The 21,750-nt window shown below is 64.5% G+C and carries 16 protein-coding genes; 3 read left to right on the top strand and 13 right to left on the bottom strand.

Annotated elements, in window-relative coordinates; translation table 11 throughout:
• The first annotated feature begins 17 nt into the window (after nt 1-17).
• The 3 genes from LGQ10_RS22640 (at nt 18) to LGQ10_RS22650 (ending at nt 4,140) form a co-directional block, all read left to right on the top strand.
• Entirely contained in the window at nt 18-2,357 is a 2,340-nt protein-coding gene (locus LGQ10_RS22640) for a membrane-bound PQQ-dependent dehydrogenase, glucose/quinate/shikimate family (protein WP_226523245.1), read from the top strand.
• Between the two features lie 71 nt (nt 2,358-2,428).
• Nucleotides 2,429-3,439 (top strand): alpha/beta fold hydrolase, encoded by a 1,011-nt coding sequence (locus tag LGQ10_RS22645; RefSeq protein ID WP_226523246.1) that lies wholly within the window; start codon nt 2,429-2,431, stop codon nt 3,437-3,439.
• Nucleotides 3,440-3,543: 104 nt separating this feature from the next.
• Complete coding sequence (locus LGQ10_RS22650; protein WP_058438729.1) at nt 3,544-4,140, top strand: TetR/AcrR family transcriptional regulator; 597 nt, start codon at nt 3,544-3,546, stop codon at nt 4,138-4,140.
• 274 nt (nt 4,141-4,414) lie between these two features.
• Here the strand turns inward: LGQ10_RS22650 and LGQ10_RS22655 are convergent, their stop codons facing one another.
• The 13 genes from LGQ10_RS22655 to LGQ10_RS22715 all read right to left on the bottom strand — a co-directional run bounded on the left by LGQ10_RS22655 (nt 4,415) and on the right by LGQ10_RS22715 (nt 21,282).
• Nucleotides 4,415-5,302, bottom strand: coding sequence for a hypothetical protein (locus tag LGQ10_RS22655; RefSeq protein WP_226523247.1), 888 nt, complete (start codon nt 5,300-5,302; stop codon nt 4,415-4,417).
• A gap of 34 nt (nt 5,303-5,336) precedes the next feature.
• Nucleotides 5,337-6,389, bottom strand: coding sequence for a hypothetical protein (locus LGQ10_RS22660; protein ID WP_226523248.1), 1,053 nt, complete (start codon nt 6,387-6,389; stop codon nt 5,337-5,339).
• A 14-nt stretch (nt 6,390-6,403) separates the two neighbouring features.
• Entirely contained in the window at nt 6,404-8,224 is a 1,821-nt protein-coding gene (locus tag LGQ10_RS22665; RefSeq protein WP_226523249.1) for a hypothetical protein, read from the bottom strand.
• Nucleotides 8,225-8,227: 3 nt separating this feature from the next.
• A complete protein-coding gene (locus LGQ10_RS22670; RefSeq protein WP_226523250.1) occupies nt 8,228-9,520 on the bottom strand; it encodes a hypothetical protein in 1,293 nt (430 codons plus the stop codon).
• 13 nt (nt 9,521-9,533) lie between these two features.
• On the bottom strand, nt 9,534-10,478 hold the full coding sequence (locus LGQ10_RS22675) for a hypothetical protein (protein WP_226523251.1): 945 nt from the start codon (nt 10,476-10,478) through the stop codon (nt 9,534-9,536).
• 74 nt (nt 10,479-10,552) lie between these two features.
• Entirely contained in the window at nt 10,553-12,979 is a 2,427-nt protein-coding gene (locus tag LGQ10_RS22680; RefSeq protein ID WP_058435372.1) for a hypothetical protein, read from the bottom strand.
• A gap of 10 nt (nt 12,980-12,989) precedes the next feature.
• Complete coding sequence (locus tag LGQ10_RS22685; protein ID WP_226523252.1) at nt 12,990-14,168, bottom strand: hypothetical protein; 1,179 nt, start codon at nt 14,166-14,168, stop codon at nt 12,990-12,992.
• Nucleotides 14,147-15,592, bottom strand: coding sequence for an alkaline phosphatase family protein (locus LGQ10_RS22690; RefSeq protein ID WP_226523253.1), 1,446 nt, complete (start codon nt 15,590-15,592; stop codon nt 14,147-14,149). Before LGQ10_RS22690 ends, LGQ10_RS22685 begins: the two co-directional genes overlap by 22 nt.
• Nucleotides 15,582-16,820, bottom strand: a complete 1,239-nt coding sequence (eboE, locus tag LGQ10_RS22695) for a metabolite traffic protein EboE (protein ID WP_226523254.1) — start codon at nt 16,818-16,820, stop codon at nt 15,582-15,584. Before eboE ends, LGQ10_RS22690 begins: the two co-directional genes overlap by 11 nt.
• Nucleotides 16,817-17,701 carry a TatD family hydrolase gene (locus tag LGQ10_RS22700; RefSeq protein WP_226523255.1) on the bottom strand — a complete coding sequence of 295 codons (885 nt, stop codon included), beginning with the start codon at nt 17,699-17,701 and terminating at the stop codon, nt 16,817-16,819. Before LGQ10_RS22700 ends, eboE begins: the two co-directional genes overlap by 4 nt.
• Before the next feature lie 55 nt (nt 17,702-17,756).
• Nucleotides 17,757-18,521, bottom strand: coding sequence for an EboA domain-containing protein (locus tag LGQ10_RS22705; protein ID WP_226523256.1), 765 nt, complete (start codon nt 18,519-18,521; stop codon nt 17,757-17,759).
• Nucleotides 18,518-19,402: a UbiA family prenyltransferase gene (locus LGQ10_RS22710; RefSeq protein WP_058435457.1), complete on the bottom strand. Its 885-nt coding sequence runs from the start codon at nt 19,400-19,402 to the stop codon at nt 18,518-18,520. The genes LGQ10_RS22705 and LGQ10_RS22710 overlap by 4 nt, the downstream gene beginning before the upstream one ends.
• The gene (locus tag LGQ10_RS22715) at nt 19,399-21,282 is read right to left on the bottom strand and encodes a 3-dehydroquinate synthase (protein WP_226523257.1); all 1,884 of its coding nucleotides are present in this window, start codon (nt 21,280-21,282) and stop codon (nt 19,399-19,401) included. The genes LGQ10_RS22710 and LGQ10_RS22715 overlap by 4 nt, the downstream gene beginning before the upstream one ends.
• Nucleotides 21,283-21,750 lie beyond the last annotated feature (468 nt).

Raw genomic sequence — 21,750 nt, forward strand, 5'->3', positions numbered from 1 at the left:
GCATGAGAGGTACAGGGATGTTCACCCGCGTACTGGCGGGCGGCGTGGCGCTGATCGGTGCCGCGCTGCTGGTTGGCGGCGTGTGGCTCTTGCTGCTGGGTGGCAGCGGGTTCTATGCCGTGGCAGGGCTGATGCTGGGCGTTGTCGCCCATGGCCTGTGGTACCAGCGCAGCTATGCACTGGGCGCCAGCGTGGCGTTGCTGGTCATGAGCCTGGCATGGGCCTGGTGGGAGGTCGGCTTCGATTACTGGCAGTGGGTGCCCCGGGTGACGATGTTCCTGGTGGTGGCGTGCATCGTCACGGCCTGTTACCCGCAGCTGCGCAACAGCGGGGGCGTGGCGGGTGCGCGGGGTGTACGCAATCGGTTGCTGCCGGTGTTGCTGGGGGTATTGCTGGTTGGTGTGCTCTCGGCTTTCCAGCCCCACCCGGCTAGCGTCACGTTGCCCGGCCTGGAGGCTGCGCAAGCGGCGTCGGGCGATGCAGGCCCGGAGGCCGGCGATCCCGACTGGCCGCAGTATGGCCAGAATACACGTGGCAGCCGCTATTCGGCGTTGAGCGAAATCGACACCTCGAACGTTGCCGGTCTGGAGGTGGCCTGGCAGTACCGCACCGGCGACCTGCCCACGGGCGAGGCGGCGTTCCAGGGCACGCCGATCAAGCTCGGCGAGCTGCTGTATGTCTGCACGCCCTACAGCAAGGTGGTGGCTGTCGACGCCGAAACCGGCGAGCAGAAGTGGGCCTACGATCCGCAGGTGCAATCGAAGGAGTGGCAGCGTTGCCGTGGCCTGGCCTCCTGGCACGAGGCTGAGGCCGCGCCAGGCAAAAGCGAGGCCTTGTGCAGCACGCGCATCGTGCTGACCACCCTCGATGCTCGACTGATCACCCTGGACGCGCACAACGGCGCTGTATGCCCTGGGTTTGGCGAGAACGGCCAGGTCAACCTGCTCGATGGCCTGAGCGATCGGGCCCGGGCATCCTATTACCCGACCTCGGCGCCCTTGGTGGCTGGCGATGTGATCGTCACCGGCGCACGCATGCAGGACTGGGCGGCGCGCGGCGAGCCGTCGGGCGTGGTACGCGGCTGGGATGTGCGCACCGGCAAGCTCGTATGGGCCTGGGACCCTGCCGCACCGAAGCGCGGGCGACCACTGCCACCGGGCCAGATCTACCCGGATGAGACCCCAAACTTCTGGGGGACCGCGTCCTACGACCCGGCGCTTGGCCTGATCTACGTTCCCACGGGCAACCAGACCCCGGACTTCTGGGGCGCTGACCGTTCGCTGGCTGCCGAGACCTACAACGCCTCGGTGGTCGCCATCGACGTCCGCACTGGTATCGACCGCTGGCATTTCAGGACCGTCAACCATGACCTGCACGATTACGATGTGGCTGCCCAGCCCATCCTCCACGAATTGCCCACCGGCAATGGCGACACCACCCCTGTGGTCATTGTGCTGACCAAGACCGGGCAGGTGTTCGTGCTCGATCGCCGGGATGGACGGCCAGTGTTTCCGGTCGAATCGCGTCCGGTCAGCGCCGCCGGGGCGCCAGCGGGCCAGCATCCGGCGCCGCAACAGCCGTATTCCAGCGTATCGCTGGGCTACACGCCGTTGACCGAACAACGCATGTGGGGCATGACCGCCCTCGACCAGCTGTATTGCCGCATCCAGTTCAAACGTATGCACTACGTCGGTGACTTCACCCCGCTGAGCACCCGCAAATCCCTGATGTATCCCGGCTACTACGGCGGCATCAACTGGGGCGGTGGCGCGGTCGACGAGAGCACCGGCCTGCTGCTGGTCAATGACATTCGCATCGCCCACTGGGCGCAGTTCATCGAGCACGAGCAGGCCCTGGCGGCCGGTTACAACCCCACCGGGGCATCGGGCAACTACGCCGAGCAGCGAGGGGCGCCCTACGGTGTCATTCACGGGATGTTCACCTCGCCACTAGGTGTGCCCTGCATCGCCCCGCCCTACGGCACCCTGACCGCCATCGACCTGAAATCCGGGCAGATCGCCTGGCAGGTCCCCATGGGCAGCACCGAGGACACCCCGCTGGCAGGGGCCTTGTCAGGTCTGGCCATGCCCATCGGCATGCCCACCATGGGCGGGCCGCTGGTCACCCAGGGTGGGCTGGTGTTCTTCTCCGGGAGCATGGACTACTACCTGCGCGCCATGGACAGCCGTACCGGCCAGGTCCTGTGGAGGGGCCGCCTGCCCGTGGGCAGCCAGGCCACCCCCATCAGCTACCAGGGCAGCCGCAGTGGGCGCCAATACGTGGTGGTGACCGCCGGTGGCGCCCAGGGCCCTGACAAGGCGCGCGGCGATTACGTCATTGCCTATCGCCTGCCTTGACCGATAACCGGGGCCGGCAGCCTGGCCCCACTCAACCATCGTCACTCGGCCCGGCCGAGGGAGCCCGATCCATGAACGCGGAAATTTTCGAACTCGGCGACATCCAGTTGCAATCCGGTCGCTGCCTGCGCCAGGCCAGGCTTGCCTACCAGACCTACGGTGAACTCAACGCCGCCAAGGACAATGTCATCGTCTACCCGACGTCCTTCGCCGCCACCCACGACGACGCCGCCTGGCTGATCGGTGAGGGCCGTGCGCTGGACCCACGCAAGTACTTCATCATCGTGCCCGATGCATTCGGCAACGGTCTGTCGAGTTCCCCCAGCAATACCCCGGCGCCGCAGAACGGCAATCGTTTCCCGCACATCACCGTGCATGACAATGTCGTGCAGCAGCAGCGCCTGCTGAGCGAGCATTTCGGGATCGGCAAGATCCGCCTGGCCATCGGCTGGTCGCTGGGTGGCGCCCAGGCGTTCGAGTGGGCGGCGGCGTATCCCGACCAGGTCGAGCGGCTGTTCACCTTCCAGAGCGCGGCACGAACCTCGCGGCACTTCCACGTGTTTTTCGACAGCGTACGGGCGGCGATCGAGCTCGACCCGGTCTTCGACCAGGGGTTCTATGACCAGGCACCGCATCGCGGCCTGCGGGTCGCGGCGCGCATCTATGCCGGCTGGGGATTTTCCCAGGCGTTTTTCCGCGAACGCCTGGATCAGCGGGTGCTGGGTTATGCCACGCTTGAGGATTTCCTGATCGATTTCTGGGAGGGCTGGTTTCTCAAGCGCGATGCCAACGACCTGCTGGCCCAGCTGTGGATGGGCCAGCACGCGGACATCAGTGCCAACGCACGCTATGACCGCAACATCGACCAGGCCCTTGCGGCGATCAAGGCCGACACCGTCATCATGCCGTCCTCCAGCGACCTCTACTTCCCGGTACTGGACGCAGAGCGAGAGGCGCGAGGTATCGCCAATGCCGAGCTGCGTGTGCTCGAGTCCGACTGGGGCCATGTGGCCGGTGAGGGGCTCAACGACGCGGATACCGTGGTGATCGAACGCGCGATCACCGAGCTGCTCGCGCGTTGAGTGGCAGGCCTGCGCGCTTGTCATGGCGTTGGATGGCCGGGAAAATGCCGACATCGCATCGGTGACGATGCTCTCGTCTTGCCGCAGAAAAAGGAAACCGCCGGATGGCGCGCCGTACCCGTGCTGAAATGGAAGTAACCCGCGCCACATTGCTGGCCACCGCGCGCCAGCTGTTCGGCGAACGCGGTTATGCACAGACCTCGATGGATGACCTGACGGCCCAGGTGCACCTCACCCGGGGAGCGCTCTACCACCATTTCGGTGACAAGCAAGGCTTGCTGGCGGCGGTGGTGGCGGAGCTCGATGCCGAGATGGACGCGCGCCTGCGGGCGATCACCGATAGCGCCGAGGATGCCTGGGAGGGTTTCTGCCAGCGTTGCCGCGCTTACCTCGAGATGGCCGTGGAGCCACCGATCCAGCGCATCGTCCTGCGTGATGCCCGGGCGGTGCTGGGAGGCGCATCGCCGGATGCGCAGCGCTATTGCGTGGACTCGCTGCGGCAACTGATCGACAACCTGATACGCCAGGGCATCATCGTTCCGGTCAACTCGCACGCCCTGGCCTCGCTGATCTACGGCAGCCTGGCCGAGGCCGCATTCTGGATTGCCGAGGCCGAAGAGGGCCAGGCGCGCCTGGCCGAGGGCGTAGCGGCGTTGAACTTGCTGCTGGGGGGCTTGCTGGTCAGGCCTGGCGGTTGTTGAAGCAGATCTGCACCACCGTTCCGATCGCCCAAGCGGGCATTTCACATCGATGAAAACGGGGCCCTGCCAGGGCTAATGCCAGTCAATTAAGCAAGGTGATCCCCGTAGGAGCAGCCGGTCGACGCTCGATTGCTCGCGATGGTCGTTAACGGTAGCGCGTGTTTACTGGATAAACACAGCGCTCTGAAGTCCATCGCGGGCAAGCCTCGCTCCTACAATTTCCTCAACTGATCGGCATTAGCCCTGTAAGGGCCCCGTTTTTTTGGGTGGAGGTTCAGTTGGACAACGGTGGGGCGAAGTCGACATTCGGCCAGTTCGGCGCAGGGGTGTGTCGGGTCGGGGTCTGCTCCTGATGATAGTGGGGGCTGTGTTCCCTGGAGTTCATGGTGGGCTGGTCGGCAAGGATGGTCTCGGTCTGCAGGCTGTGCTCGCCGTCGCTGAACCAGCAAGCCAGCGCGGCGTTGCGGTTGCCGTGCAGATCCACCACTTGCGAGGCTGCGCTGCTGTCCAGTCGGCCAGCGCCAGGATCGGGTGATGGGCACTGAGGTGGGAGCACCAGGGCATCGCCCGGCTTGAGCCACAGGTCCGCCAGGTAGATTTGCCGTGCAGCGGGTAACCAGCGCGCAACGCTGATCACCAGCGGCAAGCGCCCGTGGCGGGCGAAAAACACATGGGCAAAGTCGTGATACTCCAGGTCCGTGGGGTTGTAGCTCAGGAGCTCTCGCAGGCGGGCCGGGCCAAGATAGGGCGACTGGTGGCCCGCCCACTTGCCGTAGGTGAACTGGCCCAGGACCAGGTGCGGGTGCTGGAAGTGAATGCACTCGCCACTTTCGAGCAGGGTCATGCCGAAGGCTTGTGCGTTGTGGGCAGTGGCCCAGAGAGGTTGGTAGACGACCTCGCCGGTCTTGCTGCGAAAGTCGAATTCGGTGATTTCATAAGCACCGCTGCGGCCCTGGATGCTCTTGCGCTTGTGGCCAATGTTCTCGTAGCAGTGTCCGAGCAGCAGTTCATGGTTCTTCTCGGCCTGGGGGATCAGCCGACCCAGGGGGGCAGGGTGGAACCGCGCCAGGCCATGATCGTTGTACAGGTAGGGACGCGAGGTATCGAGGGGCCTCTCTGGCCCCTCCTCGATGAACGCGACACCGTCGAACAGCTGGATCATGTCCTGTCCACTCCCCGGGATTTCCCGCAGCACATCACAATTGCACCCTGCGCAAGCGCCCGGTCAGCGGCACTGCCTGGTTGTCCTGCGTGGGGATCGCCCGCCCACTCAAGCCCATGCCTTCGCTGACCAGTACGGCGTCCTCGAGGCAGCACAGGTTGGAGGGGGTGTCCAACCCATCAGCCAGTACCTGCACGCTGCGTTGTTGCAAATCGCAGCGCAGCAGGCGCCCGCTGAAACGCTCGAAGCCGCCATGCAAGGCCTCGCCCGCCCAGTCGGGTTGCAGGGGCTGCAGCAGCCGGTCGCACAACTCCAGCACCAGGATCTTGCCGTGTGGGTCCAGCGCCAGGCCGGTGGGCAATTGCAGACCGCGCACCAGCACCTCGATCCGTCCGTTGTCGGGCCAGACCCGGATCACCTGGCCGGCCTTGTCGGCAAACTCGATGCCCAGGCGCGCCGGGTCGCGGCGCAGTTCGCCGGAAAACAGGCTGACCAGCACCGCCCCGGTGTGCGGCTCGGGCACCACGGTCACCGGCACCGCTTCCTGGCCCTGGTCCAGGTCGGGCAACTGGGCCAGGACCTGCTCGCCGTCGCCGGTAAATTCCACCAACTGGTTGCTGTCGGGCTTGACCGCCATCCAGCTCTGGCGAGCGGGGTGATAGCACAACGAGTTGAGGTTGCCGCGGCTGTGGAACACGGGCTCGGGCGGGCTGTATTGCAGGTCGATGAGTTTCGAACCTGCGACATAGTCGGTCTGGCTGGCCAGGCACCGCCCGGCCCCCAGCGCGATGTCCGACAGGCCCATGATTTCGTCGCGCAACATGCGCGACTGCATGTTCATCGAGCGAAAACCCTGGGCCAGCACTTGCGGCGGCAAGTACTCCCCAGGCACCTGCGGGTTCGCTCGCAGCCGGCTGATGCGACCGCTGAAGGGCTGGTCCGGCAACCCGGAGCCGGCTTCGGCCAGCAGCAGGCTGCCATCGTCCTGGAGGCAGACGCCGCGAGGGTTGAGCAAGCCCTGGGCAATGATGCGACTGGGGCGCAGCTGCTGGTCCGGCTGCGCGGGGATATGCAGGGCAACGGGCATGGGGTTCTCCTCCTTCAAGGCTGCCACGGGGTGCCGTTCAACCAGGCGGTCAGCAGGGCACGCTGGCTCGGCGACATCGAGCGCACTACCGACATGTACAGCGTGGTGTTCTGGTAGTCGGGGGATATCCGCGCAAGGATCGCCTGCTTGAATCCCATCACCGCGTCGGGCTGGTTGAGCTGGATGTAGCGCGACATGGCAGGGAAGGCCAGGTAATGGAAGCGCAGCACGTTCTGGTACACCTGGTCCCAGGTGACCTGGCTGCCGGCCGGGATGCCGAAATCGGTCCGGGCGTATTTGCGAAAGTTGCTGTAGGTCGGATAGGTGGCGTCGTTGTCGATGGTGTAGGTCAGCGTGGTGAAGCCGGCCAGGCTGCCGGAGTTGTCGTTGGGCGTGACGCTGAAGCTCGCCGAAGACTGTCCGGATGCAATCGTCAGCGACGCCGGGAATTGCAGGAAATCCCAGTACTGCTTGCCCTGGTAGGTGTTGGTCGGCGATGCGGCGATGGTGACCTGCATGTCCTGTGGCATCGGACCGCCAAGATAGCGGGCTTGCAGCGTGACCTGGATGCTGCGGCTGTCGGGGTCGAAGTAGCTGTTGCGCTGGTCGGTGTAGACCCGATAGGCAATCTCCGGCGCGGACAGCGGTCCAGTGCCGGGATTGCCGGGGGCGCTGATGCTCAGGGGGTTGCTCTGCACTTGCTGCAAAAGGGTGGGATTGAGGGGCACGTCGAGGATGCCACCGTACAGGTAGTAGTCGAGCAGCAGCGGATTGTCGGGCTGGTAGAGGGCCACTGAGGTGTTGCCCGCCGCGATGGTCAGGGTGCCGTAGTTGACGTTCGGACCGATGGGGCTGGTGATGTCGTCACGCCGGGCCCTGAAGGTCTGCTTGGGGATCAGGTTGACCATGTCCAGGCTCAGCAGGTCATTGGCGACCTCAGCGTAGGCGACGCTGGAAATGTCCTCATCGGCATTGACCAGTTGCCGGCCCGGTGGACAGATCTGCGGCTCGTTGGCGTAGGCCGTGGCCAGTGTGCCGATGACCCGGCCGATGCTCGGGTTGGGGCTGAACTGCCGGGCCGCGTAGTCGGCATTCAACTGCGCGGTAGTCAGGGTCGGGCACATTTCGAACATCACGAAGCGCAGCACGATGCCCGTGGCGCCGGGAGCCTCGATCAGAGCCTTGAGCCCGGCACTGTCGGGGTTGTAGCTGACGATGCTGCTCAGGGGGAACGTCAGCTGGAAGGTGCCGCTGCCATGGAACGAGCCGGGCGAGTCCATGCTCGGGGGCAGCAGCACCCGGGTATTGACGTCGAAACTGCTGCACACGCTGTCCCAGCGGATCAGCAGTTGGGGAGTGTCGCCATCACCGATCTGCAGGCCGCCGACGAAGATCTGGGTGGTGGTGGTCGCGGTGGGGTCCAGGTCGACCATCATCGGCCCGGAATACGGGCCTTGGCCGGTGCCGGGAACCAGGGACCCGAGCAGGTACACCGGTTGCCCGACCAGGTCGCCGCTCGGCTCGACATTACCCGGGGTGCCCTGGGAACTGATCAGCGCATTGTGCAAGGTCACCACATGTTCGCCGTAATGGTTCCAGCCTCCGGCGGTGTAGCGGCTCTGAGGACCGATCTCGGGATCGGGGGCGTTGATCAGCGCATACAACTGTTCGTCGCTGTAGCCCTGCGCGGCGGGTGCCACGACCGAGGTCGTCAGGTCGAACAGATCCATCGTGCTGGTCGCGCCGGTGGGCAGGGTGGGCGAGTTGTTCGGCACGCTGACGTCGGTGGAAATGCCGCCCCAGAAATTCAGCCGGGGTCCGTTCAATATGCTCATGGTCTATTCCTTGGCCTGGTCGCTGGCGGTTGCTGGAGCTTGGGCAAAACGGAACACGTAGGAAAAGTCGCTCTTGCTGAGGCTGTTCAGCGGGGTCGCCATGGCATGGCAGTTCATGCAGCTGCTGTTGGGCTGGATATAGGCTTCCATGGTGACGTTGGCCGACAGCGACGGCGTCGGCGAGCCCAGCGGATTGCCCGGATTGTTGGGCTGCTGTGGGCGCTGGGTGGTGATCAGCTGGTAGTTCTTGAACACGCTGGACTGCACCGGCGGGCTGCTCTGGAATTGACTGTTGATCTGCTGGGTGCCAGGGGTGAGGGGGGTGTAGCGGTTCAACGGGTCGGGGGTCTTGAAGCTGGCCCCTGGCTTGGGCTGGCACACCATGCCCGAGCTCACCGGCTGCCAGTTGCACGGCGACTGGTTGACCTTGTCGGCCGGGGCCGTGGGGTCGTAGTAGGAGTAGAAGATGCCGGTGGCCGGTTGGTCTACCCAGGTGCCTCCCTGCTGGACCTTGGGTGGCACGTTGTCGACCTGTTCGAAAGTCGACCAGACCCACTGCGGGAAGCCGTCGACCTTGGTGATGATGTGCAGGCCCACCAGCCCCAGGTTGGCTTCCATGGTGCCCACCGGTTTGCCCTGGTCGTCGAACCGGGTGACCTCGGCCTGCATCGTCAGGTAGCGGCTGGTGTCGTCATCGGCGGTCATGATGCGCCAGCTGGACTTGATCTCCGTGGCATTGCCGGGGAACTTGATGCTCTTGGCCGCCTCGACGATATCGGCGTTGTAGAACTGGTTGGCGACGATGTAGTTGTAGGACACCTCGTTGGTGGCGATGTCGTAGTAGGTCGGGTTCTGGCGCTGGTCGATCAGCCAGCCTCCCACTGCCTGCAGGTCCGATTGCACCACCTGGTTGTTCTTGACCGCCGCGATGTTGATCAGGCTGAGGCTGCGGGTCTTCAGGGCAGTGTCCCAGGGGCCGGGGTCCTGGCCCGCGGGCAGGAACGTCTCGGCGATGCTCTTGTAGCTCTGCCATACGGTATTGCCTGGGCTGCCCAGGGGCTTGCTGCAATCGGCCGCCCCGCGCTGGCCCGCCAGGGCCGGCCAGTTGAGGCTGATGAACACCTGCCAGCTGTATTGATCGAAGGCCTGCTGCGACGCCCCGGCCGCCGGGACCACCGGTAGCGGCGGGCACTGGCCGACGGCCTGCGTGGCCGCCGCCGTGGGTTGCAGGGCATTGGCCGAAAGGCTGGCCGCTCCCAACAGCAGCAGGGCGGTGAAACGGCTCCAATGATTCATGAGGCTGCTCCTGTCACTGCGAAATGGGCGCGAGTTGGTTCCACTGTGGCCGCGCGCCGTTCTTCAGCGATGGCGGTGGCGTGAAGAGCTGGCAGTCCGGCGGGTTGGCCGGGCACATCTGCGCCACCAGATCCCAGGTCTTGGTCGGGTCCGGTTTGGCGTTGCTCCAGTTGCGGTAGTTCTGGCTGACGATCGGTGCGTTGGCCACGCTGGCATCGCCGGAGAAGTAGAACGACTGCGGATGCTGGTAGGCCGGCTGGCCCGGCCCGTCACTGGTGGCCTGCTTGTTGAAGGCATAACCGAACAGGATCGGTGGCTGGCCCTTGGGCTTGAGTTCCAGGGCATAGGCCAGCACGCTGCCGTCCAGATTCTGGCTGCGGCTGGCGCTGTAGGGCAGGTGCTTGATGAAGTCCTGGCGCGGCGGATGGTTCATCGGCGAGAACATGCAGCACGCCGGCATGTCCTTGGGCCGGTCCTCGGGATAGGTGAGGAAGTAGGCCTTGTTGCCCAGGGAGACGAAGGAGCAGGTGTAGTTGTTGTCCTTGATCGGGAAGATCGGCAGGCAGTACTTCTCGTAGTGCTCCATCATCGCGCCGGTGCCGTCGCCGTCGGCTGGAACATACGTGTTGTCGTAGTAGCTGGTGCCCTGGGACACCGTGTAGTCGCCCGGTTGCAGGGTGCTGGGCGGGCTGCTGTAGGGCGGCGGGCTGTTCTCGTAGTGGGCAGTGACCCGGTACATGGTCCAGTCGCTGACCCAGGTCGCGGGGAACTGCGGGTCGGCCGGCTCGCCGGCCTTGCGCTTGGCGACGCAGTTGTTGTTGAGGGCGTTGCAGCCCTTGGTGTTGTGCACTCCCATGTTGAAGTACACGTTGTCGCCGTTCTGGTCGGCCAGTACCGCCTGGCTGGCGCAGAGCAGGGTAGCGGTTGCCAGCAGGTGCCTGAAAAGACGAATTCGCATCGCACACTCCTTTGAACGAGCCGGGTGCATAGCGCGCACCCGGCATTCCTTTCAGTGATGGTGGTGGTCGGGAGTCACAGGTAGTCGTTGATATTCAGCTCCTCGGGGGGGTACCCCTGTTTCACCAGCTGATTGGCCCAGATCTCCAGCACCTGGCGGCGGCTCTGCGGCAGGTCCCGGGTGATGGGCATCGCCAGGGTACTTTCGTCCTGGTACTCCCTGCTGATCAGGCGGGTGAACTGTTCGATCGCCCCTTCGATGCGTTGCAACGAGTCCAGTGGCATGAACTTGTTCATGATCGGGTACAGGTAGTAGAAGGGCCGGAGGATCTTGGGAAAGATGAAGGCGTTCCAGATCCGCACGTTGGAATCCTGGTACTGGCACATCTGGTTCCAGGTACTGACGAATTCCGTGACCAGGCCCTGTTCCAGCGGCAGCACCCGGATCGGCGCCAGGAAGTCGGTGTAGGCGTCGTTGACGTTGAAGCTGAACGACACCGGCTCATCCCCGAAGAAGAAGCGCAAGGTCGGGAAGCCAGGCGCCATGCCTTTGACCGAGATCTGCGCCACGCCATGCTCGTCGGTCTCGATCAACGCCATGCTGTAGTCCACCTCGGCGTTCGATGTGTCTTGCAGGATGCCGTGCTGGGGCTGGCCGCCGATCAGTTGCAGGCATGCCTTCAACGACACGGACGCTGGCTGCTCGAGGAATTCCTTGTAGGTGATCGAAACTTCCTGGTCGCTGCTTTCGACCTCCGAGAGGGCCTGGAGTCGCCGGCCGCTGCCCTGGTACAGAAAGCTGGCGATGGCCCTGGCGTCGACGAACTGCGGCAGGTTCTGAGTGTTCAGACTGCGATCGCGCGGGAAATCGTTGATCAGGGTGAAGTCGACGTCGTTGGTGAATCCCAGGTAGTAGCTGCTGGTGGTCAGCATGAAGGCGTTGTTGTATTCGACGACTCGCAGCTTGGTGCCTTTGGGCGCGGGCTTGCCGTTGCATTGCACCATGATCTTCAGGGTCAGGGGCTGTGGGTCGCCGACATTGATGAAGTTGCCGCTGTCGATGACCTCGGCGGTCCAGGTCTGCTGGGCGGCGGCGATCACCGGCGGGTTGCTGCCCTGCAATTGCAGCTCCAGCCGGCCTTCCTGCTTCAGCAGTTCCTGGGCCTGCGGGCTCAGCGGCAGGTCGAGCAGACCGGCCCGCTTGTCGTACTCGCTCTGGCGGTACTGCTCGAAACCGAAGCTGGCCAGTTTGTTGAACGACTGGTCGGAAGCCTTGCGCAAGCCCAGGTCGTAGGCGCCGACGTTGAACTTGCCGGCCACCGGGACTCCCTTGTTCGCCTGGACGACCGGCGCCGGCACCTGTGGATCGTCGCCGACCGGGAAGAACGGGAAGGTGTTGCCCAGGTCCAGGGACAGTACATCGCCGTTGGCCTGGGCGCTGATCACGCCGAGGGTGACCTCCTGCTTCCTGGTCGGCGGATAGATGATCGAGTCGCCCGGCACCGCCTTGTAGAACGGCACGGGTGCACTGGGGGCCAGGCGCAGCCCGGCTGGCGCCGTGGGGTATTCGTTGGCAAGCCACAGGCCCAGGGTGCCGGCGGTACGGCTATAGGCCGGGTTGAAGAAGATCTCGTTGGTGTTGTGCAAGCCCTTGTCGTACATCTCGCGCATCGCTGCCAGGGCCGCGTCGCTCTTGGAGTGGCTGTCCACGGGCTTGAAGTTGTTGAGGATGCCGTTCAGGTCATAGAACGTCAGGTAGGTGGTGAACCTGAACATCAGGCCCAGGGCATTCTGCTGCTTCATCTGATCTTGCAGGGTCTGCAACAGGGCCGAGTCGCCGAGGGCCCACTTGATGCTTTCCTGCGGGAAGCAGGTCTGCCAGGTGGTGGTCACGTAGTTCAGGCCACCGAAAGCGCCCCAGTTGAAGTTCAGGAAACGGTCGAGCATGCGGTACTTGCGGGTGAGCTCCAGGCCGCAGGCGTCGGTGCCGATCTTCAGGTTGTCGAAGTACAGCGCGGTGAAAGTGTTCTGCCAGGGGCTGACGTCGACGAAGCGTGCCGGTGTGGGGGTGCTGCCGCCGAACGGATTGCCATAGAACTGGTAGCCCTGGTTGACCAGCGAATCGCTGGAGATATAGCTGTTGGCCTGGAGCTCGCCGCCAACGACCACCGACTTGATCGAGTTGTAATCGACGGTGCCACAGGAGTTGTCGCCGAACAGGTCCCATTCGGCGGGAATCATCGGGTAGCCCCCGGGGGACCCGTTGCCGGGTACCTGCAGGACATACTCGGGCACATCCTGGTATTTCAGGCCGGTGATCATCCAGGGCAGCAGCTTGCTGTTGGCGTTGGCATCGTTGATGCCGAAGTCCTTGAGGAAGTCCCAGTTCATTTGCATCTTCACCGCGTCATACAGCGGGAAGACGTCGTTGTTGTTGGCCGTTGGCGGATTCCAGAACATGTGGCCGTTGAAGTAGATCCGTGGAAAATTCAAGACGCTCATGAGCTGCTCCTTAGCGTTTCCATTGGGCGCGTTTCAGCGACCAGACGTAATCCAGCCTGTGGTAACCGATGAATTTTTCATCCGGCAGTACGCTGGTGGGATAGACGATGCCGTCGTTCTCCGGCAGGGCGAAGTCGAAGAAGGTGTTCTTCTTGATGGCGGCAGTGTTGTGGCAGGCCAGGCACGAGGAGCTGCTCTGGAACGCCGACTCCAACTGCGAGTTGGCCAGCAGCTTGGGCTCCGGCTGATTGCGGTCGTACTCCACACCGATCAGTTCGTACTGCGCCAGCGATGGGTGCTGCTGCTGGAACTGGGCATTGACCGGCTTGGCGGCGTCGGTCGGCCCGGTGGTGTTGATCAGCGGCTCGGGCGGCGTCTGGTTGGTCACGGTGTAGTCGGAGTTGTGGCGGTTCTCGAAGGTGGTCCATGCCCAGTCGGGGGTCAGCTTGTTGATCACATGCATGCCGCTGAGACCGGCAAACCCCACGTGGTAGTTGCCCATCTTGTCGATGTAATAGCCCTGGGCGATGTAGTAACCCTGGCCACTCAACTGCTGCTTGAACGCGTCGTCGCCGCCGATCCACAGCCAGGAGGTCTTCAGTTCCCAGGCCGTGTCGGGGAACACCAGGTCTTGGGTCAGGGCCGCGAGGCCGTTACGGTTGTAGACCTTCAGCTGGACGATGTAGTTGTAGGTCTGCTCGCCCATCAACAGGTGGAAGCGCACGGGCTGGCCAGCCTGCGCCGGTGGCGCCTTGTTGCCCATGTAGAGGGCCAGGCCATCGACCTGCTGGATACCGTTGTTGGTGCTGCCGTCACGGTCGTCGCCCAGGTTCAGGAACAACCCTTTGGGGTCCATTCCGGGGATGCCACTGGCTGCCTGGGTCACCGGGGCCGGAACGTTGGCAGGCATGTTGTAGGGCAGGGGAGGTCCGCCGTTGCCGAGGTACACCTCGTCGGACGGCTTGAAGGATTCCCAGACCATTTGCGAGCTCTTCGACGGATCGGGTTCGTTCAGGCACACGAACCAGTTCCAGGCCATGGTCTCCGGGCTCTGCTTGAACGTGGTCAGGGTGCCGGCCTGATCCCCATTGAACGTCAGGAAGTTGCTGCAATTGAAGGCGGGCGTGCTCTGTGCCTGAGCGAGCCCGCTCAGCACACTCAGCACGACTATAGGGATGGTTCGCCGCATGGAATCTCCTTGGCCGGAGCCGTGTCTTCATCGGGGCGCCCTAGGAAATGCGCTAGGAGCAGGTGCTTTACCGCAGTGGCCGGCAACTGCTCCGGCAGTGGTAAATCGCAATCGGTGATCAGCAGCGGCCCGACCTCGGGGCTGCTCGGCAAGCGTCCATGGCTGCCGCGTACCAGCCCGGTATCCAGGGGGATCAGGTCCATGTAGTAGCGAAAGCCGAGTTTCTTCTGCAGCAGCCGGCGGGCTACCCGCAGCTTGGGAAAGCGGATCGCCGGGTCGACGAACAGCTCCAGCGGGTCGTAGCCCGGCTTGCGGTGGATATCCACGGTACGGGCGAAGTCGGGGGCCAGGCGGTCGTCGAACCAGTAGTAGTAATCGAACCAGAAGCCCGGTGCGGCCAACGCCACCAGCTCGCCACTGCGTGGGTGGTCGAGTTGCCAGGCCCGTTGCTCGGCCTTGTCCAGTACCTGCTCGATACCGTGCTGGCGCAGGAGCAGTGTCTTGACCCGGGCCACGTCCTCGGGCCGGCGTACATACACGTGGGCGATCTGGTGGTCGGCCACCGCGAAGGCGGCGCTGGCGCCGGGGTCCAGCAGCTCCCAGGCCACGGAATGGCGCACTTGCAACAAACCTTGCTCGCGCAGGATGCGGTTGATGGAAATCGACTGCTGCACGGGTTCGATGCCGTATTCGGAAACCAGCATCACCGCCGCACCCTGCTGCCGGGCGAAGTCCAGCAGGCGTCCGACTTCATGATCGATGGCCCGCACCTCGTCCGCGATGGATGGGTGTTCGGGCCCTACGCGTTGCAGGCTGTAGTCCAGGTGCGGCAGGTAGACCAGTTGCAGGTCGGGGCGGGTGATCTGGAATTCGGCCATGGCGCAGTCGACGATCCAGCGACTGGAGGCAATCCCGGCCGCCGGGCCCCAGAAACCCGGAAACGGAAATTCGCCGATCTGCTGCTCGATGCGTTGGTGCAGGTCCGCCGGCGACGAATACAGGCCGAACAGCTTGCGCCCATCCGCCGGATAGTGCGGGCGCGGGGTAATGGCGGCACTGACCTCGGCGTACATGTTGAACCACCAGAACAGCTGGCTGCAGCGCAGGCCCGGGAGTTCCCGTTGCAGGGTGTGCCAGACCTTCTCGCCCTGGATCAGGGCATTGGGTTGCAGCCAGAAGCGCACTTCGGCCTGGTCGCGAAAGTACCAGCCGTTACCGACGATGCCGTGCCCCGAGGGAGGCAACCCGGTGAGGATCGAGGCCTGCACCGTCGAGGTCACGGCCGGGAATACCGGCAGCAGCCGAGCCATCTGCGCCCGTTGCCGCAGGGCATTGATCCGTGGCGTGGCCGGCCCCAGCAGGCTGGGGGTCAGGCCCACTACGTTGATCAGCAGCAACGGCTGGCGGGCATGCTCAGTAGGCATGGGCGGGCGCCTCCAGGGCACTGGACTGGGCACGCAGCAGCTGGCGCTGACGCAGTTGCCCCTCGACCCATTGCAACTCGGCAGCGATGCCTCGCAGCAAGGCCTGCTGGGTATCCGGACGCAGGGCGCCGGGCAACACGTTCCAGCTGTAGGTCTCGACCTCCAGCACCGGCTGGAAGTGCGGATGCTCGGCCAGGAAGTCGAAGGTCTGCAGCAGGGCCTGCTGGCTGCCGTGGAGCTCGGCCAGCAGGAACTGTTCGCTGAACAGCGGCACATGGAAATGGATGCGCAGTTGCGGGCAGTGCCCCTGGACCGCTGGCGCCGCTTGCAACGCCGCCGGCAGGTCGGCCCAGGCCAGCAGTTGGCCTTCGGCATCCCGCGCCTTGACCTGATGCAGGTAGGTGGCCTCGACGAAGTTGCCCAGGGCTTGCAGGACCTGTTCGCGGCGCTGACGGTCGGCGAACGGCAACTGGCACACCAGGGCGTTGGACAGCTGGATCTTGCCCACGGGCACCCGAGCCTCCAGCAGGTGCTGCAGGGCCTGGTAGCAGTCCTCGAACATCACCGCCTGGTGGCAGACATCGAAGCACAGGGCCAGGTAGCCATGATGGGGGTCGACGCTGCGCCAGTGCCTGAAGAAGGCAATGGCCTGCTCGGTGTTCTCCAGCACGCAGTCCGGTTCCATCTCCAGGCACAGCTGGATCTTCTTGCCGCTCTGGCGATGCAGGCTGGCCAACTCGGCGGTCAGTTGGCACAACTGCTGCTCGGCCTGTTGCTGCTGGGCCGGGTCCCAGGTGGCGGCGTAGCCCAGGGGCACGCTGGAGATCACGCCCTGGTGGCAGTCCAGGGGCAGGGCGGCGGCCAGCAGGTGGGCCAGTTGCAGGCTGTATTCCAGGCGCTGCGGTTCGGCCCAGGTTGGCCGGTAGACCTCGGCCTTCACCGCGCCCTCATGGAACTGGCCATAGGGAAAGCCATTGAGGGAGGTCAGGCGCACCCCGCACTCGTGCAGCAGGTCGAGGAAGGCCTCGCGAGCCTGCGGCTCCTGCAACTCGGCGGCGGCCCGGGCGCTGATCCACAGGCCGCTGTCCTGGACCGCCAGCCCGCGTTGCCGGCGTACCTCCTGGAACTGTTCCCGGATCGAGGCCCGCAGGGCGGCCAGGTCCGGCGCCGGGTGCACGTTGCCGCAGTAGCCCAGTTGCGCTGCGCTCCAGCCGGTCCGCCCGCTCATTTGACCACCGGTTCCTGGCCCCGCAGGGCGGAGTTGTCCTGCCACTGGCGACGCTGGTCGATGGGTAACGGGGTGCCCACCAGGTGCTTGTCCAGCTGTCCGCTCTGGGCAAAGAAGTCCACCGGGTTGTGGAACAGCACTTGTTCCACCTGGCTCTCGCTGAAGCCGGCGGCCAGCATCGCCTGTCCGGTCTTGGGCACCTTGAGCGGGTCGCTGATGCCCCAGTCGGCGGCGCTGTTGACCACCATCTTCTCGGTGCCGTACTGCTGCAGGAGCGCCACCATGCGCTGCTCCGACATCTTGGTGTTGGGGTAGATCGAGTGCCCGCGCCAGCAGTCGCTGTCCAGCACCAGGGGCAGGGTCAGTTCGTTGAGGTGATCGATGATCACCAGGTGTTCGGCGATCCCCACTTCACGGATCACCGCCAGGGTGCGCTTGGTCCCGCCGATCTTGTCCCGGTGCGGGGTGTGTACCAGCACCGGCAGGTTGAACTGCCTGGCCAGCTCGAGTTGCGCGGCGAGGAAACGATCCTCTTCGGGGGTGATGTCGTCGTAGCCGATCTCCCCGACGGCCACCACGCCATCCTTGACCAGGTAGCGCGGCAGGATCTCCAGCACTTCGTTGGCCACCGACAGGTCGTTGGCCTCCTTGGGGTTCAGGCCAATGGTGCAGAAATGATGGATGCCGAACATGCTGGCGCGAAAGCGCTCCCAGCCCAGCAGGGTGTCGAAGTAATCGATGAAGCTGCCAACGCTGGTGCGGGCCTGACCTTGCCAGAACGCCGGCTCGATGACCCCGGTGATGCCGGCGGCGGCCATGTTCTGGTAGTCGTCGGTGGTGCGGCTGACCATATGGATATGCGGATCGAAGTACTTGGCCATGGTGAATCCTTGAGGTAGTGGTGGAGGAAACTCGACGCTCGCCGTGGCGGGCGTTTCAGGTACCGGACGGGAGGTGCCCCAGCCAGTGCGCCGGCAGGCGGCGCTGTTGGCACAAGCCACGCAGGCGCTGGAGCTGGGCCGGGCTCAGCTGCTTGAAGGCAATGGCCTGAGGCAGGCTGTCGCTGACGTTGCGCCCCGCCGCCAGGTGTTCCTCCATGTGCTCCAGGGCCAGTTGGTTGAGGTCGACGCTGTGGCGCTGGGCCAGGCCGGCGATGCGCCCGCAGTCCAGGCCCATGCCCAGGGTCTTGAGCACCAGTTGATGGAAGGCCCGGTCCTGGTAGTGGCGTGCGACGAAGGGGTTGTCCAGGGCGATGGCGGCGAACACCTCGCGGTTGTTGGTGCGCCCGGCCTGCAAGGCCAGCTCGAGGCTGCTGCCCTGGCTGTCGAGGTCGTCCAGGATCTTGAGCAGGACGCTTTTTTCCTGGTCGTCGCCCCACAGGAACAATTGGCGCAGCAGTGGCAACTGTCCCGCGGTGTCCTGCTGTTCGAGCAATTGTCCCAGGAGCACCGCGCGAGCCAGCTGTGCCAGGTTCCAGCCCGGGTTCTGTGGCACTGGCGTATCGCCGAGGCGCCGCCGGCACTGGCTGCTGAGCAGCACCAGGGAATTGGCCGTCGGCTGGTTGGCCAACTGCTCCAGGCTGCGCTGCCACCAGATGCGGGTGTCGTTGTCCAACTGCTGTTCCAGCAGCCGGCGGCGTTCGACAAGGGCTTCATGGCGCATGACGAGGGCAGGCGAGGGGGTGATGACGTCCGTGGTCATGTCGGCTTGATCCAGCGTTGAAGGTGGGGGAGCAGGAAGAACACCAGCACGCACAGCAGGCTGCCCAGCGGCTGGTTGGCCAGGGCCAGTACCAGGGCATCGAACAGCGGCAGGGCGGCGAGCCCGGCACCGATGAAGGCGCGGATCTGCCGCTGCCGGGGATTGGCCAGGTGGCGTTGGTAGTGCCAGCCCAGCCAGCCCAGCCAGAGCAGCAGCACCAGCCAGAACACGCTGTTGTCGGCGTAGGCGGCCAGGGCCAGGGGACTGAGCATCAGCAGCAGCGGCAGGCGGCTGAGCAGCTGGTTGCGATGTTCCAGCCGCGCCAGGTAGGTCAGGCCGGCGATGTAGCTGCCCAGCAGGGCGGCGCACAGCCACAGCGGTTGCGGCGGCAGGGCCAGGCTGGCCGCCGCGGTCAGGTACAGGGCCGAGCGGCAGCCGCCCATCAGCCAGACGCTGTGGGGATACTTCTTGTGCAGCAGGTCGTAGGCCAGGATGAACAGCAACAGCAGCCCGGCGCTGGCCAGCAACCAGTGGGGCTGGGCGATCAGGTGGCTGAGCCCGAGTACCGAGAGGGCCGCCAGCAACAACAGGATGGCGGTGGCCAGGCTGACCTGGGTGCTGCTGACCAGCCCCAGGACGATCGGTCGCGGATTCTGGTGGCGCCGGTCCCAGTCGGCGTCCAGCAGGTCGTTGAGCAGCATGCCTGCCAGGTACAGCGCCGACAGGGCTACCAGCAGCAGGGTCCAGACCAGCGGCGAGGGCGGGGCCAGGGCCGTGGCACTGCTGGCCAGCAGGGCGGCGGCCATGGCGTTGGTCCATACCGTCGGCAGGTTGGAGACCCGGCCCAGGGTCAGCCAGGTGGTCAGCGAGGACTGGGTCATTGCGCGCAGCCCTCGGTCCAGGCGAAGTTCGGCCCGCCGAAGCTGGCCAGGCGCGACAGAGCCTGCTCCATCACCGGCAGCTCGATGTGATGCAGGTCGATCGATTGTCCCAGGCGCTTGAGCATAGGGATCGACAGTTGCCCGCCCAGGTGCTGGCGGAACTCCTCCAGCCCTTGCAGCACCAGGAAGCGTCCCTGGGCATCCTTGAGGTTCAGCTCCGGCGGGCACAGGTGAAAACCCAACTGGTCGAGCAGTTGCAGCAAGCGCCGGGTATCGGCGTTGCCCAGGAGCCCGATGGCATTGGCGTAGAGCGCATCCAGGGCCATGCCCACCGCGACCGCTTCGCCATGGCGCAAGCGATGCTGGCTGAGGTTTTCCAGCTTGTGCGCGGCCCAGTGGCCGTAGTCCAGTGGCCGGCCGTTGCCACGCTCGAAGGGGTCGCCGGCGCCAGTGATATGGCCCAGGTGCAGTTCGGCGCAGCGGCGGATGGCATAGCGACTGGCGTCGTGCTCGAAACCGGCCAGGGCTTCGGCCTGCTGCTCCATCCACTGGAAGAACGGCGCATCCTTGATCACCGCGACCTTCACGGCTTCGGCCAGGCCGGCGATCTGGTCGCGGGGCGACAGGCTGAGCAGCAACTGGAAGTCGTTGATCACGGCGCTAGCGGGGTAGAAGGCGCCCAGCAGGTTTTTCTGGGCGAAGGCGTTGATGCCGTTCTTCACTCCGATGCCGGCATCGTTCTGCGCCAGCACGGTGGTGGGGATACGGATCAGGCGCATGCCACGGTGGAAGGTGGCGCAGGCATATCCCACGGCATCCAGCACCGCGCCACCGCCCAGGGCCAGGACATGGCAATGCCGATCCAGGCCGTGTTCGAGCATGTGCCCGTACAGCTGCTGCAGGACTTCGGGCGTCTTGCACAGCTCGCCGGCTGGCACGGGAATCGGCGCGGCCTTCAGGTGCAGGTCGGTGGCATGGGCACTGAAGTACTCGCCGATCTGTTGCGCCAGTTGCGGGCAGCAGCGCAGCAACTGTTCATCGGCCAGAACCAGCACCGTGGCGCGTGCGCCGGCCTGGTGCAGCAGTTGCTGGTGCAGGCAGGGGTTGTCGACCTGGAACAGGTGGTCGCTGAACAGCACCGGGTAGTGATAGCTGACCTCGAAGCGCCCCTCCAGTACCTGCCCCTGATCGGTAGGGGGCTGCACGCGGCGTGGCTTGAACAGGCTACGAGCGCCCAGGAGCAGGCCCGGCAGGACCATGCTGGCCAGGATGGTCGCCAGCAGGGCGTTCTGTTCCACCAGCAGGCTGCCGATGGCTGCGTAGGCCAGGGCCAGCCCGGCATTGGCCAGGGTCGTGACCAACAGGAACTGGCGCAGCGGATAACGCTGCATGCCGGCGGCCAGTACTGAGGTTTCCGCCAGGACCGGCACTCCCCGCAGGCAGATCAGCGACAGGGTACTGAGGCGATAGGCCAGTTGGCCGGGCTGCCAGGTCCGCAGGCCCAGCCAGCTGGACAGCAGGCGAAAGTAGCCGGCCCCCAGCCAGTAGCCCAGGGCGGCACCCAGGCACAGGCCGACAAAGATCACCAGGTAACCGCCGACGGCCCCCAGGGCGGCCACGGCCAGGAGCGCCACCAGGCTGGAAGGCACCGGCAGCAGGACATCCAGAGCCAGCAGGGCGACCAGCAGCAGGGCCAGGCTGGTGCGCTGCACGGGATCGGTGGGGAGGAAGTTGCCCAGATGTTCGAGCAACTGCTGAATCTGCTCTTCGAACAACAGGAAGCTGGCGATCACCAGGACCGAAAACAGCACTAACGAGAGCCAATAGTTTTCAGCTGTACCCTTTAATGAAAAGGCACGAGGCAACGAACTGCGCTTCATCAAGCGTCCCTCTTGATTGAATTGACTGATTCCATGTCGGTGTCGGTAGTTCGAGTTCGAGCGTGTTTGCGGGAGAGTCCTCGGCTGTTTTTATTGGTTTTCTAGCGGCTGAACAGCGCTTCAGTGGCGAGTAGCTATCAAGTTAGTCAAGGCCCTGGCTTTTGCAAGCGCACCGAATGAAGTGGCTCATAACGCAGTTTTATGGCTCGTTGGGAAAGTATTCTGAAAAGCTATTAAGGGTGCTGCATCGCCAATGTTTTCGGGGTTGCGGCGGAGGAAGAGTTCAAATGGTGGTTTTAAATGATGAGTTGAAATCGGTACTAACTATTAGCCGGCTACTAAGTAGCTGGCTTGTTTTGGTGGCCATTTAGTTGAATTGATTGATTAAACTTTCACGGTAACTAGGCGTTGAAGTAGATTTATCCTGGGTAATGCAACTCATTCTCATGAGTTGGGTTTTCGCTGACT

This window comes from Pseudomonas sp. L5B5 (assembly GCF_020520285.1).
Taxonomy (GTDB): domain Bacteria; phylum Pseudomonadota; class Gammaproteobacteria; order Pseudomonadales; family Pseudomonadaceae; genus Aquipseudomonas.

What these genes read in the sequence shown, in the direction of transcription:
- LGQ10_RS22640 (WP_226523245.1), top strand. Translation starts at nt 18, where the DNA reads ATGTTCACCCGCGTACTGGCGGGCGGCGTGGCGCTGATCGGTGCCGCG.
- LGQ10_RS22645 (WP_226523246.1), top strand. Translation starts at nt 2,429, where the DNA reads ATGAACGCGGAAATTTTCGAACTCGGCGACATCCAGTTGCAATCCGGT.
- LGQ10_RS22650 (WP_058438729.1), top strand. Translation starts at nt 3,544, where the DNA reads ATGGCGCGCCGTACCCGTGCTGAAATGGAAGTAACCCGCGCCACATTG.
- LGQ10_RS22655 (WP_226523247.1), bottom strand. Translation starts at nt 5,302, where the DNA reads ATGATCCAGCTGTTCGACGGTGTCGCGTTCATCGAGGAGGGGCCAGAG.
- LGQ10_RS22660 (WP_226523248.1), bottom strand. Translation starts at nt 6,389, where the DNA reads ATGCCCGTTGCCCTGCATATCCCCGCGCAGCCGGACCAGCAGCTGCGC.
- LGQ10_RS22665 (WP_226523249.1), bottom strand. Translation starts at nt 8,224, where the DNA reads ATGAGCATATTGAACGGACCCCGGCTGAATTTCTGGGGCGGCATTTCC.
- LGQ10_RS22670 (WP_226523250.1), bottom strand. Translation starts at nt 9,520, where the DNA reads ATGAATCATTGGAGCCGTTTCACCGCCCTGCTGCTGTTGGGAGCGGCC.
- LGQ10_RS22675 (WP_226523251.1), bottom strand. Translation starts at nt 10,478, where the DNA reads ATGCGAATTCGTCTTTTCAGGCACCTGCTGGCAACCGCTACCCTGCTC.
- LGQ10_RS22680 (WP_058435372.1), bottom strand. Translation starts at nt 12,979, where the DNA reads ATGAGCGTCTTGAATTTTCCACGGATCTACTTCAACGGCCACATGTTC.
- LGQ10_RS22685 (WP_226523252.1), bottom strand. Translation starts at nt 14,168, where the DNA reads ATGCGGCGAACCATCCCTATAGTCGTGCTGAGTGTGCTGAGCGGGCTC.
- LGQ10_RS22690 (WP_226523253.1), bottom strand. Translation starts at nt 15,592, where the DNA reads ATGCCTACTGAGCATGCCCGCCAGCCGTTGCTGCTGATCAACGTAGTG.
- eboE (WP_226523254.1), bottom strand. Translation starts at nt 16,820, where the DNA reads ATGAGCGGGCGGACCGGCTGGAGCGCAGCGCAACTGGGCTACTGCGGC.
- LGQ10_RS22700 (WP_226523255.1), bottom strand. Translation starts at nt 17,701, where the DNA reads ATGGCCAAGTACTTCGATCCGCATATCCATATGGTCAGCCGCACCACC.
- LGQ10_RS22705 (WP_226523256.1), bottom strand. Translation starts at nt 18,521, where the DNA reads ATGACCACGGACGTCATCACCCCCTCGCCTGCCCTCGTCATGCGCCAT.
- LGQ10_RS22710 (WP_058435457.1), bottom strand. Translation starts at nt 19,402, where the DNA reads ATGACCCAGTCCTCGCTGACCACCTGGCTGACCCTGGGCCGGGTCTCC.
- LGQ10_RS22715 (WP_226523257.1), bottom strand. Translation starts at nt 21,282, where the DNA reads ATGAAGCGCAGTTCGTTGCCTCGTGCCTTTTCATTAAAGGGTACAGCT.